The organism is Spiroplasma endosymbiont of Melieria omissa, from assembly GCF_964031175.1.
GTDB classification, from domain to species: Bacteria; Bacillota_I; Bacilli_A; order Mycoplasmatales; family VBWQ01; genus Spiroplasma_E; species Spiroplasma_E ixodetis_A.
This window is the reverse complement of the sequence record NZ_OZ035012.1, coordinates 832,513-851,712: the sequence shown is the minus strand read 5'-3', so window position 1 is coordinate 851,712 and position 19,200 is coordinate 832,513. Positions and strand designations below refer to the sequence as shown.

Genomic DNA, 19,200 nt, shown 5'->3' with positions numbered 1-19,200 from the left:
CTTAACCAATAATTTATTTTCTTTTTCATTTTTTTGTTAAAAAGATTTTATCATTTGAAAACTTATCGACTAAAAATCTATTTTTTATTATAAAATAACCATTATAATATAAATTTTATTAAAAATTAATCAAAAAAGATCCTAAACAGGTTCTAAGAAAAATATTACCAAATTATTGACCAAATATTAAAAAAGCGATTGATTTTGTTTTTCAAGATATGAGTAAACATTACTTTAGTTAGCTATATAAGAAAAATATTACCAAATTATTGACCAAATATTAAAAAAGCGATTGATTTTGTTTTTCAAGATATGAGTAAACATTACTTTAGTTAGCTATATATGAACAAAGAGATAAAAATAAACAAGAAGATTTTTTAAAAGAAATAGCTAAAATAATGAATAGACTTACTGCATAACTAGTTAACTTTTCATTTTTTTGTTATTATTAAAATAAAATTTGAATAGTTAAGGATAAATTTTATGACATATTTTGAATTAAAAGATAAACCGGATCAATATTTTCGTAAAATAGTTGGTATTAATAAACTAGTTTTTAATGAAATTTTAAATATTTTATTAGATCATCAAAATCTAAAAAATACCACTGGTGGAAGGCCATATAAAATGTCAATAGAAGATAGACTAGTAATGACTTTAAGATATTTATATGAAAATCGTACATATCATAGTATTGGTGCTGAGTATGATATGGTTGATACTACTGCTTTACGAAATATTCGTTCAATTGAAGACATTTTAATAAATAATAATAAGTTTAATAATTTAACAAATAAAAATATTTTTTTAAAAAGAAGAATTCAAAAATAAAATTTTGATAATTGATGTAACAGAAGTAGAAACAGAACGACCAAAATATAATCAAAAAGATTGATTTTCTGGCAAAAAATGAATGCATACTGTTAAGTTTCAAACCATAATTAATGCACATACTAATGAAATTTTAAATATTTTTCCTGATACTGGTAAAAATCATGATTTTAAAACTTTTAAAAATTCAAAGTTAGAATTTTTGTCAGAAACTGTAATTCTTGCAGATAAAGGTTATCAAGGTTTACAAAAAATTGATAGTAATACATTTTTACCCATTAAAACTAGTAAAAATAATCCTAAAACAAGTAAAATTAAAATTTTTAATAAGATTATTAATAAAACTCGCAGAAAAATTGAACATGTTTTTGCATTTTTAAAATTATTGGTTATAAATTTAGAAAAGGTAGAAAACGAATATTTTTAAGATTTAATTTAATTGCAGGATTTTATAATTTATCATTAAAACTTAAAAACGTTATGCAGTAAGTCTAATGAAGATTTAGTATATATTGATGAATCTGGAATTGATGATAATGAATTTTATAAATATGGTTGATCTGAAAAAGGTAAAAGATTATTTGATAATAAACCCGCATATAAAATAAAGAGAATGAGTATAATTGGTTCACTAAATAAAGGTAAATTAAAAGCCTTATGAGCATTTGAAGGACATTGCAATAGTAAAATTTTTGAATCTAACAAAGGAATATAAAAATAAAGTAGCATTAGATAAAGTTAATTTAACTATTAATCCTGGCGATCGAATTGGAATCATTGGTGCAAATGGTAGTGGTAAATCAACTTTAAGTGAAATTATTGGTGGTATTCGTAAACCAACATCTGGTGAAATAATTCGTCAAGAACATCTGGTAAATGGTTTACAATTTCAAGAATCTAGATATCCGACCGGAATATCTGTTATGGATATGATTAAATATTATTTACATACTTTTAATATTTCAATGAAAGAAGATGAACTATTAGAGTTACTGAAGACATACCAATTACTTGGAATTGAAAATAAGTTTATTCAAACACTTTCAGGTGGACAACAACAACGTTTAAATATTTTACTAGCTGTTATTCATGATCCTGATCTAGTTATTTTAGATGAAGTTTCCACCGGATTAGATATTGAAGTTCGTTCAGAAATTTTTGAATTTTTTAGAAAAAATATTATTGACAAAAATAAGACAATGATCTTAGTTACTCACAATATGAGCGAAGTTGAAGAATTTTGTGAAAAGTATATTTACATTCATAATGGAGTTATAAAAGAAGCAGGAAATGTTAAAGATATTGTTAAAAATATGGTTCAGTTCATAACTTTACATGAAAAATGTTTGATAAAAATAAAAAAGCTGATTTAAAAAAACAATATAAAGAAATAAAAAAAGAAAATGCTGAAATCAAAAAAATAAGAAAAAAAATAAATGAATTCATAAAGCCAAAATGCCCGAAAAAAGTCGACCATTAATAAACTTAATGTTTAAATATTATTATCGAGGATTTTTTGTACCCTTCTTTCTAGTTTTATTTCCAATTCTAATGTTGTTCTTAGAAGGTTTTGCTTTTAAACAAATGGAAGGTGATACTGTAAAAAGTTTACATACTTTAGTTGGTTCAATTTCAATGTTACAACCAATGGCAGTAGGAATTTTCATTATTCCACAAACAATTGTTGAATTTAAAAATAGTGTTTTAATGAAGCGAATTGGAGCAACAAATATTAAACCAATTTTCTTTGTTCTTTCAGTTATGATAATTGGATTTTTCTTTATGATAGCAACATTCTTATGATCTTTATTATGAGCTGGAATTATGTTTGGTGGTACTTATGGGTGAAGTAATATAGTAACAGCAAATTTTATTGGAGAATCTATCCCATTTATTATCTTAATTTTCTTTTCATCAATGGGTTTAGGAATGTTATTAGCCTCAATTTTCAAATCAGTAACTGCTTTAGTTGCAGCATCAAATGTAATTTATTTTCCAGTTGCACTTTTAAGTGGGGTATTTTTCCCGGCTGAGTTAATTAATAGTAGTCCTGTTTTAAAATACGCAACTTACTTTAATCCATTCAAATACGCTATGGATCCATTTATTCAAGCTTTAAGTAGAACAAGTTTTACTTTTACAACAACTTATGGAATATATCTAGGAGTTGCACTTGGATTAATTAGTATTTACACAATAGTTGCAAGTTCAAAATTACGTTGACAAGCATAATAAAACTAATAATTAAAAATAATAAAATTAAAAAGGACTAAAAGTCCTTTTTAATTTTATTATTTAAATAAATCACTATTACGTCAAAATTTATGATCTTTTGTATCTTTTTTATTATCATTATTTAAACTATCATCAAAAAGTGATGGATCGATTTCATAAGGTTTACCACTTAAAGCATTATTAATAGCATTTTGATATTCCGAATTGGCTCTCATAATTTTATTACGATCAATTTTTGGATTAAGAATAGCAATAACTAGTATAATAGCAATTGGTAAAATTGCTGATGTTGCTGTAATATATGTTAATATTTGAAAAGCTTTAAACGTTGCTAATCCTTTTAATCAGGGTAAAGCATTAGGATTAATTTTGTCACCTTTATCTAAAAAAGAAGTAAATGTTCTTAATAATGAATCATCTGTTGTCATATAAATTAAATTTGAAATTGTATAAATTATTCAAAAAATTAAAATAACTATTAAAAAATATGATGTTTGATATAAATCACGACCTAATTTTGGTGGTTTTAAAATTGAATATAAAAAGCCTCCATTTAAAACTATTGTTACAACAATAGTGAAAACTATAGTTTTTGATTGTTGTGCAAAATTATAATAAACAGGTAATGTACTATTATCTTTAATTTGAAAAGTACCTGCTATAAAATAAGTTAGTATATAAGTAGCTATTGCTAGCACCATTGTTAATAAGAAAAAAGCTGATAATATTTTCTTTAAAAGTGGAATATATTTTGGTTTATTCATATACGGGTAAAATTTAGGATTTGTAGCAGGATGTTGCGGTAATACACCTAACTTCGCTAAATTTGCTAAACTATTATTATCAAGATTATTAATATTTAAATTATTACCTAAATTTCCAATGCCACCAATATTAGGATTTGTATCAACATTCTGATTATTTGGAGTAACACTTGGCTTAACCTCAGTAGCATCATCACTAAAATTATTTAATGCAGTAATTTGATCATTTAATTCATTAAAAGTATTATTATCAAACTGTCTTATTCGTTCAAGACTTTTTTTTTCCACAGTCTTACAAATATTAGTAATTGTAACTATTAATAAGTTACGCTCTTCAAGAATTTCAATACGATTTTTAGGAGAACTTTTAGTAATACTCAAACTACGATTTACCAAATTAGAAATTAACTGCAAAAATTCTATTGCATACTTTTTATCTTTTAATTCTTTTAGTTCTTTTTCAAGAAAAAATAAATTAGAAATTTGTAATTCTAAAATTTTTAAAAGTTCTTCATTAGCAAAAATAGATTTTCTAACAATTAAATTATTTAAACTGTTATATATAGTACTTGATATTTCATAGTATAATGCAACATTTAAATCTTCTTCTGAGTACACTTTTTCGGTTTTTTTCTTTGTAACTCTTTTTACTTTTGGTTTAACCAATGTAATGTCACTATTTTCTTCTACTAACTTTTTTTCTGTAACATCAGTATTTTTATTACTTTTCATTATATGTATCACCTCTTGAGTTTAAAACATCTATAATTATATACTAAATATTCAAAAAAAATAAATCAATTGCAATATTTTTATTAAACTTTCCTTTTTTGATATTGTAATCTAATTCATATAATTTTAACAAAATATTATTAATATTTAAATTAATATTTAAATATTGTTCTAATATTTTTACTTGAAACTTGGAAATATTTAATATATTGGAAATATCTTCATTACTTTTTTTTTGTTTAACTAAAATTTTGATATCTCTAATTAATTCTAATTGATATACAAGAATATTAATCAATTTAATTTTATCATAATTAATAACATTATAATAGTTATATTGTGTTCAAAAATTGTTATAATCTTTTTTTAATATATATTCAACAGTTTTAAAAATATTTGTTTCAAAATATTTAGGAACCACCTCAATAATAATATCTGAAGTTATTTTTTTTCCAATTAATCTTAATTTTGATAACTCATTTAAAATAATACTGACATCATTTGGCAAGTATTCTAAAAGAAAATTAGTTGCTTCTTGAGTAATGTTAATTTTAAAACTATTGCAAACTTTATTAATTAATAATAATAATTGTGATTTTGTATAATTTTTAATTTTGATAATATTAAATTGTTGAAATTCTCTACTAATTTTAAAATCAACATTTAAACTTTTAATAATTATCATTGTTTTTTGATTATGATTAAGCAAAGCATTAACAAATTTTTTTTCTTTAATATATTTTTGTCATAAATTACTGCTATCATTAATTACGATTACTTTATTTTCTTCAAATATACTCATAATTTGAATTTCATTAATAATATTAACAATTGTATCCTCTTGTAATTCATATAGATTATAATCATAATTTTCTTTTTTATGATTTTTTTTAATTAATTGTTCAATATTTTTTCTTACTAAATACTCATCTTGACCATGAACAATATAAACCATGTTTCCAACCTCACAAAATTATTAATATATTTTATGTTAATGTTATAATATCATAATGTTTCATATATAATCACACTTTTATTTTTTCCTCAATAATAAACTTTTTTAAGATTATTCAATGTTTCAATATTCGGAAAACACTTTCGTTATTGATAATATTCCAAATTTGAACTTTTATCTTATATACTAATTGTTATATCTAATGTTTTAAAACATTATCACTTTTTAACTAAATTATAAAGATCTTCAGCAACTGCTTGATGCACTAATGTTGTTGGATGAACTTCATCAAAGAAGAAAAATTATTTAATGTTTCTTTTGTTGAACCATTAACATATGTTGCTGTAACAGCACCATCTAATGCCATATGAGCATAATCAGATTCAATTGCATTTTGAGTAATATTTTTTCCTTCTTGTTGAAATATCAACGCATATTTACTTAATTCTTCTCTTAAACTAAATCTTCTAATAAAATTAGGATAATTAGTTGTATATAAAGATATCTCATGATTTCAAAGTGTTTTATAAGCATCAGATAATTGTTTTGCTAAAACTTGCGATTTAGTTCCATAATATTTTGGGACAAGACTAAAATCTGGAACATCAGTAGCAACAATATGTTGAATGCCTTTATTAATTAATTCTTGAATTATAGCTAACTAAAGTAATGTTTACTCATATCTTGAAAAACAAAATCAATCGCTTTTTTAATATTTGGTCAATAATTTGGTAATATTTTTCTTATATTATGTTTTATAGCAAATCAAAAATGTTCAATTGGATTTAAATTAGGAGAATATGGCGGAAGAAATAATAGTTTGCATCCAGCATTTTCAATTAATTGTTGTGTTAATTTAGATTTATGAAACGTTGCATTATCTAAAACTATAATTTGTCCACGCTTTAATACTGGAATTAGTTTATTTTTAACATATGATTCAAAAATTTTACTATTGCAATGTCCTTCAAATGCTCATAAGGCTTTTAATTTACCTTTATTTAGTGAACCAATTATACTCATTCTCTTTATTTTATATGCGGGTTTATTATCAAATAATCTTTTACCTTTTTCAGATCAACCATATTTATAAAATTCATTATCATCAATTCCAGATTCATCAATATATACTAAATCTTCATTCATTATTTTAGCTATTTCTTTTAAAAAATCTTCTTGTTTATTTTTATCTCTTTGTTCATATAGAAAAGTTTTTTTTATATGTATAATTTAGTTTTTTAAAATAGTTATAAACTGTTTCTTTAGTCATATTTCCAAATTTATCAATTACTTTTTGAACTGTAACATCTTTATTTTCTGCTAAATAATTTTTTAATTCATCTAAATCCTTTATTTTGTGGCTATGTCCTTTTTGATAATTCAAAATTGGTTTTATATGCCCAGTTTCTTTTTTTCTTTTTCTTCATAAAAATAAAGTCTTTCTAGTGATATTGAACACTTTACAAATTTCTTTAATTTTCATATTTTTACTTTCATAAGCTTCTATTACTTTTCTTCGTAAGTCTTCACTGTATGGTTTTGGCATAATTTAATCTTCCTAATCTATTTTAATTATTGCTGAATTGTACTTTTAAATTCAAAAACTGTTTAAATTACATATTATTATTTTACATTATTTATGAGTAAATATTACTTTAGTTAGCTATAATTAGTAAAAATATAGTCTAATGGTATATCTCAATTATCGTGATTAATTATATAAGGAATTTTTTGAATAGCAAAACCAAGTCCTATTTTACTAAAGTTAAATTTATTTTTAGATAAATAACGGTCGTAAAAACCTTTACCATAACCAATACGGTAATAATCTTTATCAAAGGCAATCAATGGTACTAACATACAATCAATTTGACTTCCTATAACTTTTTGGCAATTTAAACTTGGTTGTCCAATTTTAAAATCATTATCAAATACGATATCGTTTCAACTATTAATAAAGTAAAATTCCAAATGTTCACCATTCATTCTTGGTAAACAAACTTGTTTTAGATTTTTTCATAATAATTCAATAATTTCTTTAGTTTCTACTTCATATGGTAAGGAATTATAAAGAGCAAATACATTATTTTGTTTAAAATAATGTGATTCATTAAATTTATTGAAAATAATTTTATTTCACTTTTGATAATTATTTTTAGAAACATTTTTTAATTTTTTTAAATAAATGGTTCTTAAACTAATTTTATCCTTAATTTCCATTTCCATTTTTTTCACATTCTTTCTCAATTATTTTATTAATACCATTAATACCAATAAGGGCACATTTAATTCGATTACGCTGTCTTGGTACATTTTTAAAAGCAATCATTTTTTCAATTATTTTATCATTAAATTGCTTTTCTGATAACATTGCTTGATAATTAATAATAATTTCTTTTATTTGTGATATTGTTTTACCTTCAATTAAAATACAAAAAAGATCGGTTGCTGCAGTTGAAATAGCACACCCAATTCCAGTAAAGCGTGCGCTATTAATAACTTTATTTTTAATAGAAATTTCAACATGAAAATTATCAACACATGATTCATTGTTTTGATGATATGTCAAACTATTTGGTAAATTTTTAAAACCTTTATTTTTTGGATTACTATAGTGTTCAACAATTAGTTTGCGATAATAGTCTTGATTGTTATTAAAAGAATTCATTTAAAAAATCTCCTCCTTCATTAATCCCTTTTTTTAAAGCTATTACTAATAAGTCAATATCTTTTTTACAATTATATATGTAAAAACTAAGACGAATTGTTACTTCGGTGTTAATTATATTAGGTAATAATTTAGCACAATAAGTTCCACTGCGTACGCATATATTTTGTGTTCCTAAAAAATTAGCAACATCTTGTGCAAATACTTTTTTAATATTAAATATTATGTTACTACTATTGCCATTAATATTATAAATTTCAATATTATTTCCTAAATGCGCTGTTAATTGTTCAATTGCGTATTTTTTTAGTAAAATTTCATGATTTCTAATATTTTCAATACCAATGTTTAATAAATACTTAATAGCTGCACCTAGTCCAAATACACCTGCAATATTTTGTGTTCCACCTTCAAAACGATAAGGACTATCTAATAAGTTAAATTTACCATTTTCATAAATATCACCATTCATGCCCCCACCCAATATTAGTGGATCTAGCATATTTAATCATTTGTTTTTTCCTCAAAAGACACCGATTCCAGTTGGACCAAAAACTTTATGACCAGAAAATCCAAAAAAATCAATATTTCAATTTTTAACATCAGTTTTTATATGTCCTATTGATTGTGCACCATCTATTATTACTAAAATATTTTTAAAAATTCAATTATCACTTTTAACATTTTTTTTACCATATTCTTTAATAAAATTAGTTAATGTTTCAGTATCATTTTCTATTGCTAAAGAATTATTAATATTTGCAAAAGCAACTATTCTAGTTTTAGGTGTTAAAACTTTTTTTAAACTTTCAACAGTAATGACTCCTTGTTTATTTGTTTCAATAAATTTTATTTTAATTTTTTTAGTTTGTATCAAACGATAAAATGGTAAGAGTAATGAGCTATGTTCTAAAGTAGTTAATAAAATTTCATCATTTTCTTGTAAATATTTTTCTAAGCCAAAAGCAATTTGATTATAAGCAAAAGTTGCTGAAGGACAAAAAACTATTTCGTTTTCGTTACTATTAATAAATTTACTAATTGTTTTTCTAGTATCTTCAAATATATCATTTCCCTTAACAGCAAGTTGATAATCTTGACTATGTGGATTAATACAATATTTTTCATAATAATCACTAACAGCATCAATAACTATTTGTGGTTTTAGTGAAGAAGCGGCTGTATCTAAATAAACTAAATCAGGATTATTTTTAAAAAAGGGAAAATCAGTTTTAAAGGTATTATCATTAATGTTTATTTTTTTATTCATATTTACTCCTATATCATTACACCAAATATAATATACTTATACTAATGATTATACACTTAATTTTGTGCTAATTTTCTTAGAACCTGTTTAGGATCTTTTTAATAGAATTTAACTAAAACAAGAAATAATCATTTATAAATAGGTACTTAACCAATAATTTATTTTCTTTTTCATTTTTTTGTTAAAAAGATTTTATCATTTGAAAACTTATCGACTAAAAATCTATTTTTTATTATAAAATAACCATTATAATATAAATTTTATTAAAAATTAATCAAAAAAGATCCTAAACAGGTTCTTAAAATTAAAAAATGAATAAAATATTATTTGTGCACTATAAAATAATAATATTTAAAAAAATTAATATTTTAAATTTTTTAAAATAAATAATTGGTAATTAGTTATTTCATTTTAAAATTAATTAGAAAAAACTATCCCTTAAATATAAATTTTATGTTAAGATATCTTAGTAAAATAAATTAAAAAATCTTTTTTTTGCTATAGATTTAATTAAAAGGAGTGAATAAAGTGCGCAATATTCTTGCCTTAGTTGCAGCTTTCACGTTATCATCAACATCAACTATGTCTATTATAGCTTGTAATAATTCAAATGAAAGAGGCACAACTAATGTTTTCGACTGAAATAGTGCTTTTATAGATACAAGTACTACGACTGACACCTTTTTTAATTACTTATTAAATAATCCCAATAGTGGATGAGGTAAAACATTATATACTAATATTAATCAATATATTAATCTTTCAATTTTAAAAAATACTCCAAAATATAAAGATGATTATCTTGCTGCTTTGACAGCAGCTCAATCTGAAATGGAAAATAAAATAAAATCATTACAAGCAAAATATGGTCGTTCATGAGAAAAACAATGAAAGAAAGTATTGGGCGATGATGATGTTAATACTTACATTGATAATATTTTAAAAAAGAGTGCTTTAGGTATTATTCAACGTAGTTATGTTACTAGTAATTATAAGGATTATAAATACTACAATCAAAATGAAATTAATATTTGATTAAAGGATTTATGAGAACAAGTAAAGAGTGAAAACAATCCAAATGGTACTTACGATAATGTACAAGAATACATTAATGGTAAAACAGGTAGTATCGTTGCTGGTAAATATTCTAGTAAAATTTGAATTGTTGCTAATGCTAATAATTCAGAATCAGATGCTATTGCAAAATTAAACGATAATGTCAAAATTGCTAAAACATGAACTGGTGTTAATATTAGTCTTCCTGTTGTAAAAACTAGTGATGATAAGAATGATAGTAATTATGAAACGGATTCATACAATACTATTGATGGCTTATTAAGTGATAATCAATCTAAAATAGCTAAAGTAATGTTAAGAAATCAAGAATTAATTTGAACTCGTCAAATTGTTATTCCTTTTGACTCTACTGCTAAACCTTTACAAGAAAAGATTAATGCTTCTCAGTTTTCTCAAAATAAAACTAAAATTAATGAAATTTTAAACAATATTAGAACCAATGGTTTCGATCAAACATTCACTGAAGAAAAAGGTGCCGCTACTACTGATGTTAGTAAAACTGGTGATTTAGGATTAATGGATATTACTAAATTTTCACAAGAGAATAGTCCTTTTTATTATTACTTATATCGTTATGTAACTAGTGCTGAAGGTGTTGGTAAAAATGTTGATGGTATTCAACCATATAAATTAACACAATTTACTTCACCAACTGACAAGGAAAAGGGTTTAGAGGACTTAATTCCTTATATAGACCGTGATAGTGTTAAAGATAAAGGTAAAACTGGTACTAGTCAATATAATGATTTAGTTTATATGAAAGATAAAAAAGGACCACAACTTCCTGATGCTGCAGTTAATAATGGACCTGGAGTTGGCATTTTTATTGATACTGGTGGTATTCATTTTATTCAAACGCCAGGTATCACATATCAACAGCAAGATAAACCTAAAAGCGATGAATCAACTTATAATATAATTAAAACATTTAAAAATCATAGAAAAGATACTTATCAGTGAAAAGACTTAGCACCATTATCTGAGCGTCCAGGTGGATTATCTGATTCTCCTTATCTTGATTATTTACAAACTGATTTTTTACTACAAAAATATACTCCAAATACAACTCCTACTTTTAATTTAAATGATGCATTAACAGCCTTTACTGGAGGTACTGGTAGCCTTGGTGATGCAACTTGATGAGATTATAATTTATACTTTAATAATAACTCGAGTTTAATTCATTGAAATTTACAGGATATATTTGGTTCAAGTCCTCTTCCAACTGATAATAAAATTAATGACTTTGTTGAAAAAATGAAAAGTTGATTTGATAAAACTAAAGAAAATCGTTGAAATAATAGACAAGGTATTAATATTAATGCAACATTTAAGGATAATATTATAAAAACTAATAATACATGAGATGGCTTTACACAAGATGCACCAGTTGCTCGTATGGATACTAATATTGCTAATTATCTAGATGTTGTTGGGAAACGAACATTATGATGATATGATCCAAGTATCATTAGTTCTTAGACGGGAGGTATAAAAAATGAAAAAGATAAAAAAGATTTTACCATTATTAACTTCAGTTACTCTTTTATCTGGCCCTGTATTATTAGTAGTTGCTTGTGATAATGAACGTGATATGAGTAATTTACCTAGTGGTAAAATTCCTGATGATTATAAAAATCGTGTATTATTTAATTTTTTAGGAGTAAACTTTAATGAAACAATTTCTGCTCAGTTTAAGAATACTTATTCACAAGGTCTTGATTTTATTTTAAAAGATGTTGAAGGAACAATTGCTCAGCAAAAATTTTATGAATTTTTTCATAAGAAACTTCATTATAGTGAAGACACAAAAAATGCAGATGGTACTACTACAATGGGAGAAGCCAATAAAGCTTTTATAAAACTTAAAGATGATTTAGGATTAAGTTTATTAACTCAAAAGTACTTAAGTGGTATTAATACAGCTAATTCACTAGATAAAGTATCAGCAGCAGATAATAATGAGTTATTATTTCAAAATCAAAGTTGACATCAGGATGGTACAAGTAAATTTAATTATCAGAACGTAGATTTTTACAAAGAAAAAAATAAAGATACTGATAAAGTTAATGATCCTGATCAAATATTTACTCCTGATAGTTTATATAAAGATTATGGTGATAAAGATGCTGCTTTTGATGAACAATTAGCTGCCATTGCTAAACATCCAGATGACAATTATAGTGATGAAATTGGTAAATTATTACCAAATGATGCTAAAAAATGAAATAGTAGTGCTGGTATTAATAAAACACAAAAAGGTCTTTCTGGTACTGATATTCCAACTTATTCAAAATATTTAAAACGTTTCCAATGATGATTACGTTTTCGTTATCAACAATATTATCAATATGAAATTTTACCAGCATTAAATCAAACTTTATTTACAATGTCTTATATTTTAGACAATATTGTTGATATTAAAGATAATGAAGCAGGTAAACCTATAATTTCAACCCAAACAAATAACCTTTACATAAGTCAATTACAAGATACTACTGGTTGACAAAAGAGTAACTATAATGTAAATTGAAACTTTACTACTGATTTAGCAAATGCGCAAAGCATTGATCAAAAATGAAATAGTAGTTCTTCTGAACCTCCAAAGTGAGAGTCAATTGTTAAAGATGGTGATCCAGCAAAAAACGAAGGAAAAACTTTAAATTCTGATTTTTTTACTCAATTAACAAGAGGTAATGCCCCAACTATTAGTGAAATTGATCCTAATTTTGGTGCTAATGGTTTCTTAAGTACTGCTACTACTACCCAAGAAGCTGCAAGTTGAGTAACTAATGGTGGATTACATTATACTACGAATAATAATATTGCTACATTTACTTACTCTGCTCCTATTTATTTCCTAAACCTTTTACAAAATTTAGATTTTAGTTTTTTAAATAATAAAAACAAAGGCTGAGTTCCAGAAATTAGTAATTTAATTCATTCATGAAACAATAGTGGTAATGCTAGTCTTGAGACAGATTTCTCTAAGTATATAAGGGGTGATGCCAACGAAAGCACTATTACCCAAGAAACAAAGTGAAATATATTTTGACAAATGTTATATTCTATATCTGCTAGTGATTCTGCAACTAAAGATTCACCAGCAGCTGAAAACTTTAAAATCGCTGCTCAAAATTTATTTCCAACATATATTCCAAAAAATAATATATATGAAGAAGGATTTTGAAATAAGGTAAAAGAGTTTTATCCATAATAATACTTAATATTTTAAGTTATACTTATAAAGTAAGTTGAGGTGAAATATATGACAAATAAAGCATGCATTTTTTGTACAATTATTAAAGATACAAATAACTTAATTTTTGAAGATACAAATACAGCAGCATTCATGGATATAAATCCCGTAACTAAAGGACACATTCTAGTAATTCCAAAGCAACATTTTGAAACTTTTATTGATACTACACCCAAAATAGTGAGCGATGTTAGTATCACAACTCATAAAATTGCTAATTTGCTAATAAAAACTATTCCCGAAATTAAAGGATTTAATATTTTAACTAATAATGGTAGCGAAGCATTTCAAGAAGTATTTCATTATCATGTTCATATTATTCCAAAATATATTCGTGAAAAAGGTTTTTTAATTAATAGGACAAAAGAAAATGTTACAATTGATGATATTAATAATCTTAAAAAAATACTGAAATCACAATTAATGTAAAAAATATTTAAGGAGGAAAAAAATGAAAAGTCTTAAGTTATTAACTTTACCTAAAATATTAATGCTAATTGGTGCTGTATGAATTATTGTTTTTAGTTTATTGTATGCAGCGGGAGTTATAACTTATAGTTTCTATGGCTGAAATGAAAATGGAGTTACATTAGTTATAATAGGTATTATTTATATTCTAATACCATTTTCAGTTAAACCTGGATTATGATCAAGACTATGAGCACTATTTATATCATTTCTTTCAGTTATAATAGTTATTGGTTTATTTGTTGGCAAAGATGTAGATTATAAGTCAACATGAACTTATATTAATGCTTTACCACATATTATCATGGCGTTTGGCTCTATTTTATGAATATTTAATAGTAAATAAGTCATAAAATAATTATTAATAACTTAAAATATTGGACAATATATTATCCAATATTTTTTTATAATTTTGGTTGAAAATAGTATTAAAACAATTTTTAATAAATAATTAATAATATTTTTAGAGTTTATTTTCAACATAAATAATAAGAAAAAAATATTATGATAGTTATTATTATCAAATTTTATAAAAATTATTAATTGATGAGTGGCATAACTACCTTTTTGTTTTCATCAAAAAAGCATTTTTTATTAATGATGCTATAATTTTAAGCATTAATAAAAAAAGATAAAGGAGATTGAAATATGAAAAAAAGAAAAGTATTACATTGTTCAAGTTGTAATAAAGAAATTAATGGTAATGATTTAGCTTCAAACTCAAAAACAGCAAGAAAAATTATGAAATGCCCAGAGTGTGCTAATCAATAATTTTTTGATTATTAATAAAATTTATATTATTATCAATAGCCCTTATCAACTAATTTTAAAAATTTTTACTGATTGTTTTAGAAATCTAAAACAATTTTCATCTTAATTGTTAATAAAACAAATTATAAATAAAAACAATACTAGTCTATATCTATTGATATCAAAGCAAGAATATAAAGAACTTATTTCTGAAATCAAAATATGGAGGAGTATTATATGTCTAAAAAAAATAAAAATTCAAAAATTATTGCTGGAATAATTAGTTCTGCGGTTTTAATTAGTGGTGCAACTACTGGTATTTTATATAATTCTGAAATGGAAGAAAATATTGAAGAAGAAATTGAAATTGAAAAGAAAAAAAACTTAGAAATAATTTTTCCTAAAGGAAAAAGAAATTTAGGTAAAATTTATATTGGACAAAACATAACTGCTATAAATGATGATGAAAAAGTAAAAAAAGAAATTATAGATATTTTTAGTAATAAATATAATATAGATGTAACTAGTTTGGAAATTAAAATTGTTAATAACCAAAATCAAGCAATAATTACTTCAATAAATGAAGATATTTATATTGGAACAGTAAAGCTTAAGTATAGTCCTAATAGATCTTTTGTAACGTTAGATTATATTGTTCCTGATTTGAATATAAGAGATAAACAAGTTCCTACTTATTCTTATCAACATCATCAAGAAATTTTATTTGGAAAAAATGATATTTTAAATGATAATGAATTTAAAAATTTACCTGCTGTAAATGATTTTATTAATATTTTAAATGAACAAGTTAAATTTAAAGCAAATGAAGAATCAAATAATGCTTTTAAAAAGTTGGAAAATAATAATGATAATTTTGAAGATTTTGAAGATTTAAAAAAAACAATTTAATGAACATCATCTTTTATTTGATGGCAAAATTGATTTTGAATCATTTATTAAAACAATTAGTAATTATCATATAAATGCAAACATTGATGAATTAAAAACAGGAATATGTCGTTTTATAATATTTTAGCTCAATTATATGGAAAAAATAATGTTTTTAAAATGTTAGAAAAAATTGAATTAGATCAAAAATTGTGAGAACAGTCTAAAAATAAATATGTCAGGAGAAGCATATTTTGGTTCTTGTAATGATAATATGTGTAATACTAAAATAATACTTGATACAGATTTTAGAGATATAGCTAACTAAAGTAATGTTTACTCATATCTTGAAAAACAAAATCAATCGCTTTTTTAATATTTGGTCAATAATTTGGTAATATTTTTCTTATATTATGTTTTATAGCAAATCAAAAATGTTCAATTGGATTTAAATTAGGAGAATATGGCGGAAGAAATAATAGTTTGCATCCAGCATTTTCAATTAATTGTTGTGTTAATTTAGATTTATGAAACGTTGCATTATCTAAAACTATAATTTGTCCACGCTTTAATACTGGAATTAGTTTATTTTTAACATATGATTCAAAAATTTTACTATTGCAATGTCCTTCAAATGCTCATAAGGCTTTTAATTTACCTTTATTTAGTGAACCAATTATACTCATTCTCTTTATTTTATATGCGGGTTTATTATCAAATAATATTTTACCTTTTTCAGATCAACCATATTTATAAAATTCATTATCATCAATTCCAGATTCATCAATATATACTAAATCTTCATTCATTATTTTAGCTATTTCTTTTAAAAAATCTTCTTGTTTATTTTTATCTCTTTGTTCATATAGAAAAGTTTTTTTTATATGTATAATTTAGTTTTTTAAAATAGTTATAAACTGTTTCTTTAGTCATATTTCCAAATTTATCAATTACTTTTTGAACTGTAACATCTTTATTTTCTGCTAAATAATTTTTTAATTCATCTAAATCCTTTATTTTGTGGCTATGTCCTTTTTGATAATTCAAAATTGGTTTTATATGCCCAGTTTCTTTTTTTCTTTTTCTTCATAAAAATAAAGTCTTTCTAGTGATATTGAACACTTTACAAATTTCTTTAATTTTCATATTTTTACTTTCATAAGCTTCTATTACTTTTCTTCGTAAGTCTTCACTGTATGGTTTTGGCATAATTTAATCTTCCTAATCTATTTTAATTATTGCTGAATTGTACTTTTAAATTCAAAAACTGTTTAAATTACATATTATTATTTTACATTATTTATGAGTAAATATTACTTTAGTTAGCTATATAAAGTGTGGAATGGAAGTTATGGTACATGAATATGGTCATATTTTGGATTCTTTAATTCGTAATAAACAAAATAATAATTTTGATGCAAGAAAATATATGATTTCATCATTAGCAAATGGAACTAAGATTAATAATAAATCTTATCAAAAACTTTTAAGTTATGGTATTGTTAGAAGTTGATATTGAAGAACATCATATATTGACTTATTTCCAGAAGCTTTTGGTCGTTAAATAATGACTCCTGAACAAAATCGTGATCTTGGATGAGAAAAATTAGATAAATTTTTTCGAATAGATTTACTTAAATTATTATAATAATAAAAAATATATCTTTATAATCATAATAAGGACAAAATAAACTTTGTCCTTATTATTAATTTTGTTTATTAATTAAAAATTTTAAATAAAGTTATTAATTGTTCATTATGTTATGAAAATTAATGTTGTTTAATGCAATGTTAACATATGTCATACGACCAAATGAAGAATTTAAAAAACAATACCATTGAAAGTAAATATTATCATTATCATGTCAAAGATCTAAGTTAAGAGCAATTTCTGTTCCTCATCCTCCACCATCTTTAGTATTAATATAAGCAATAAAAAGAACATTAGCATTACCGGGGTTTTTATATTGTTCAATTTTTGCAGTATTAGTTGATAGTGTTGGACTACTTTCAATTCCTGTTGAAGTTGATACTTTGAAATATGAATTAATAAAAGAAAAAGTTGGATACATATTACTGAAAGTATTTCAGTCTCTCGCATAATTGCTTCACTTAAGAATATTATAAACATTAGAATTATCAGTAGCGATTGATGTTCCATTATGTCAATCTGAAAAAGAATAATTTATTTTATCATTAATAATATTATTAGTGTTTTTTCAATTATTATAATAAATAGCAACTAGATTATTACTTTTATCAAAAATTCAATTTAATGAATAGTTTTTAGTAGTTAATGTTAGTGGTGATTTATTCAAAAAATTATAAACATTTTGATTATCAATAATTAAATTAACAATGTTACTAGTTAATTGATTGTTAATTTGCCCTTTTAAACTAGTTTGATTAATAAAATACATTGCTAAGTTATTAGCTATTGTCTTACTAATTTTATTATCATGTGTTGCTTTAGCAATATAATATAAACCTAGTGTTTCATTTAGATTATTGCTATGTTCAACTTTATCAGCACCTGCTTGATTAGAAATATCAATATGTTTTTCAATATCACCTTGTTGAATATATTTTCAATTATTATAACCAGTAAAGTATGAATAAGAATATTCACTTTTACTATATGGATTATAATTATCTTTAATAATAGTTACTTTTTTGTGGCTGTTCATTTCTTGTTTTGTATTTTCAATATTTACTTTATCTTTATCAGGAATATTTATATTAGGGTTATAAACTAGGTTACCATAGTTATCTACTAAAAAAGTATTCCTTGCTTTAGGAAAAGTGTATTTTGCTAAAGATAATGTATCATAACTATAAAATTTATGATCTGTTATTGATTGATTAGTAATTCACTCACTATTGCTTAAATAGTTAAATTGGTTATTGAATGAAGTATTATTTTCTTCTAATTGATTTATTAGTACAGTATTTTCAATATTTTTATTATTAATATTGTTTCCTAAAAAAATTAAAGGTGGTATCACACTTAAAAAAAATAAATATTTATTCATAATTTTATACCTCTATTTTTTAAATAATTATTTAAAAAATTAATAATTATATATTTTATAACACTTTAGTCATTAAAAAGTGTTGATTTAATTATAAACATTTTATTTGAAATTAGCAAAAACTAAAAAACTTAAATAAATAATGTGTATTAAACGTACTTTGCAATATGTTTCAATATTAATAATTTGCATATTAAATAAGTCCTTTTTTAAGTTATAATATTTATTTATAACCCAATGAAAAAAATAATACGAATTTATTGGAAAAATA

23 protein-coding genes are annotated in these 19,200 nt (G+C 23.3%); 12 read left to right on the top strand and 11 right to left on the bottom strand.

Annotated elements, in window-relative coordinates; all coding sequences use genetic code 4:
• Window positions 1–204 precede the first annotated feature (204 nt).
• The 5 genes from ACQH26_RS05610 (at window position 205) to ACQH26_RS05590 (ending at window position 3,063) form a co-directional block, all read left to right on the top strand.
• Entirely contained in the window at window positions 205–336 is a 132-nt protein-coding gene (locus ACQH26_RS05610) for a hypothetical protein (RefSeq protein ID WP_425381898.1), read from the top strand.
• Window positions 337–483: 147 nt separating this feature from the next.
• Window positions 484–831, top strand: coding sequence for a transposase family protein (locus ACQH26_RS05605; protein ID WP_425381897.1), 348 nt, complete (start codon window positions 484–486; stop codon window positions 829–831).
• A gap of 4 nt (window positions 832–835) precedes the next feature.
• Window positions 836–1,258: a transposase family protein gene (locus ACQH26_RS05600; RefSeq protein ID WP_425381896.1), complete on the top strand. Its 423-nt coding sequence runs from the start codon at window positions 836–838 to the stop codon at window positions 1,256–1,258.
• A gap of 265 nt (window positions 1,259–1,523) precedes the next feature.
• Window positions 1,524–2,204, top strand: a complete 681-nt coding sequence (locus tag ACQH26_RS05595; RefSeq protein ID WP_425381895.1) for an ABC transporter ATP-binding protein — start codon at window positions 1,524–1,526, stop codon at window positions 2,202–2,204.
• Between the two features lie 211 nt (window positions 2,205–2,415).
• Window positions 2,416–3,063: an ABC transporter permease gene (locus tag ACQH26_RS05590; RefSeq protein WP_425381894.1), complete on the top strand. Its 648-nt coding sequence runs from the start codon at window positions 2,416–2,418 to the stop codon at window positions 3,061–3,063.
• A gap of 59 nt (window positions 3,064–3,122) precedes the next feature.
• Here the strand turns inward: ACQH26_RS05590 and ACQH26_RS05585 are convergent, their stop codons facing one another.
• The 8 genes from ACQH26_RS05585 to ACQH26_RS05550 all read right to left on the bottom strand — a co-directional run bounded on the left by ACQH26_RS05585 (window position 3,123) and on the right by ACQH26_RS05550 (window position 9,455).
• A complete protein-coding gene (locus ACQH26_RS05585; protein WP_425381893.1) occupies window positions 3,123–4,562 on the bottom strand; it encodes a hypothetical protein in 1,440 nt (479 codons plus the stop codon).
• Window positions 4,563–4,605: 43 nt separating this feature from the next.
• Window positions 4,606–5,517: a DNA polymerase III subunit delta gene (holA, locus tag ACQH26_RS05580; protein ID WP_342267125.1), complete on the bottom strand. Its 912-nt coding sequence runs from the start codon at window positions 5,515–5,517 to the stop codon at window positions 4,606–4,608.
• Window positions 5,518–5,782: 265 nt separating this feature from the next.
• Window positions 5,783–5,947: a hypothetical protein gene (locus ACQH26_RS05575; protein WP_425381892.1), complete on the bottom strand. Its 165-nt coding sequence runs from the start codon at window positions 5,945–5,947 to the stop codon at window positions 5,783–5,785.
• A gap of 227 nt (window positions 5,948–6,174) precedes the next feature.
• Window positions 6,175–6,663, bottom strand: a complete 489-nt coding sequence (locus ACQH26_RS05570; RefSeq protein WP_425381862.1) for an IS630 family transposase — start codon at window positions 6,661–6,663, stop codon at window positions 6,175–6,177.
• 40 nt (window positions 6,664–6,703) lie between these two features.
• Entirely contained in the window at window positions 6,704–7,063 is a 360-nt protein-coding gene (locus tag ACQH26_RS05565; RefSeq protein ID WP_425381863.1) for a helix-turn-helix domain-containing protein, read from the bottom strand.
• A 113-nt stretch (window positions 7,064–7,176) separates the two neighbouring features.
• Window positions 7,177–7,743, bottom strand: a complete 567-nt coding sequence (locus tag ACQH26_RS05560; RefSeq protein WP_425381891.1) for a 5-formyltetrahydrofolate cyclo-ligase — start codon at window positions 7,741–7,743, stop codon at window positions 7,177–7,179.
• On the bottom strand, window positions 7,727–8,185 hold the full coding sequence (gene sufU / locus ACQH26_RS05555; RefSeq protein ID WP_425381890.1) for a Fe-S cluster assembly sulfur transfer protein SufU: 459 nt from the start codon (window positions 8,183–8,185) through the stop codon (window positions 7,727–7,729). Before sufU ends, ACQH26_RS05560 begins: the two co-directional genes overlap by 17 nt.
• The gene (locus ACQH26_RS05550; RefSeq protein WP_425381889.1) at window positions 8,172–9,455 is read right to left on the bottom strand and encodes an aminotransferase class V-fold PLP-dependent enzyme; all 1,284 of its coding nucleotides are present in this window, start codon (window positions 9,453–9,455) and stop codon (window positions 8,172–8,174) included. The genes sufU and ACQH26_RS05550 overlap by 14 nt, the downstream gene beginning before the upstream one ends.
• Before the next feature lie 519 nt (window positions 9,456–9,974).
• Here ACQH26_RS05550 and ACQH26_RS05545 point away from each other — a divergent pair.
• The 6 genes from ACQH26_RS05545 (at window position 9,975) to ACQH26_RS05520 (ending at window position 15,918) form a co-directional block, all read left to right on the top strand.
• On the top strand, window positions 9,975–12,014 hold the full coding sequence (locus ACQH26_RS05545; protein WP_425381888.1) for a hypothetical protein: 2,040 nt from the start codon (window positions 9,975–9,977) through the stop codon (window positions 12,012–12,014).
• 16 nt (window positions 12,015–12,030) lie between these two features.
• Window positions 12,031–13,749, top strand: a complete 1,719-nt coding sequence (locus ACQH26_RS05540) for a hypothetical protein (protein WP_425381887.1) — start codon at window positions 12,031–12,033, stop codon at window positions 13,747–13,749.
• A 51-nt stretch (window positions 13,750–13,800) separates the two neighbouring features.
• Window positions 13,801–14,220, top strand: a complete 420-nt coding sequence (locus tag ACQH26_RS05535) for an HIT family protein (protein ID WP_252318901.1) — start codon at window positions 13,801–13,803, stop codon at window positions 14,218–14,220.
• A gap of 22 nt (window positions 14,221–14,242) precedes the next feature.
• Window positions 14,243–14,605 (top strand): hypothetical protein, encoded by a 363-nt coding sequence (locus ACQH26_RS05530; protein WP_425381886.1) that lies wholly within the window; start codon window positions 14,243–14,245, stop codon window positions 14,603–14,605.
• Window positions 14,606–14,907: 302 nt separating this feature from the next.
• Complete coding sequence (locus ACQH26_RS05525) at window positions 14,908–15,030, top strand: hypothetical protein (RefSeq protein ID WP_256468302.1); 123 nt, start codon at window positions 14,908–14,910, stop codon at window positions 15,028–15,030.
• 216 nt (window positions 15,031–15,246) lie between these two features.
• On the top strand, window positions 15,247–15,918 hold the full coding sequence (locus tag ACQH26_RS05520) for a hypothetical protein (protein WP_425381885.1): 672 nt from the start codon (window positions 15,247–15,249) through the stop codon (window positions 15,916–15,918).
• Window positions 15,919–16,217: 299 nt separating this feature from the next.
• On the opposite strand, the gene ACQH26_RS05515 is transcribed toward ACQH26_RS05520, so the two are convergent.
• Complete coding sequence (locus tag ACQH26_RS05515) at window positions 16,218–16,706, bottom strand: IS630 family transposase (RefSeq protein ID WP_425381884.1); 489 nt, start codon at window positions 16,704–16,706, stop codon at window positions 16,218–16,220.
• Window positions 16,707–16,746: 40 nt separating this feature from the next.
• The gene (locus ACQH26_RS05510; RefSeq protein ID WP_425381863.1) at window positions 16,747–17,106 is read right to left on the bottom strand and encodes a helix-turn-helix domain-containing protein; all 360 of its coding nucleotides are present in this window, start codon (window positions 17,104–17,106) and stop codon (window positions 16,747–16,749) included.
• A 142-nt stretch (window positions 17,107–17,248) separates the two neighbouring features.
• Here ACQH26_RS05510 and ACQH26_RS05505 point away from each other — a divergent pair, with 142 nt between their 5' ends.
• On the top strand, window positions 17,249–17,461 hold the full coding sequence (locus ACQH26_RS05505) for a hypothetical protein (RefSeq protein WP_425381883.1): 213 nt from the start codon (window positions 17,249–17,251) through the stop codon (window positions 17,459–17,461).
• 181 nt (window positions 17,462–17,642) lie between these two features.
• On the opposite strand, the gene ACQH26_RS05500 is transcribed toward ACQH26_RS05505, so the two are convergent.
• A complete protein-coding gene (locus ACQH26_RS05500) occupies window positions 17,643–18,929 on the bottom strand; it encodes a hypothetical protein (protein WP_425381882.1) in 1,287 nt (428 codons plus the stop codon).
• Window positions 18,930–19,200: the final 271 nt, after the last annotated feature.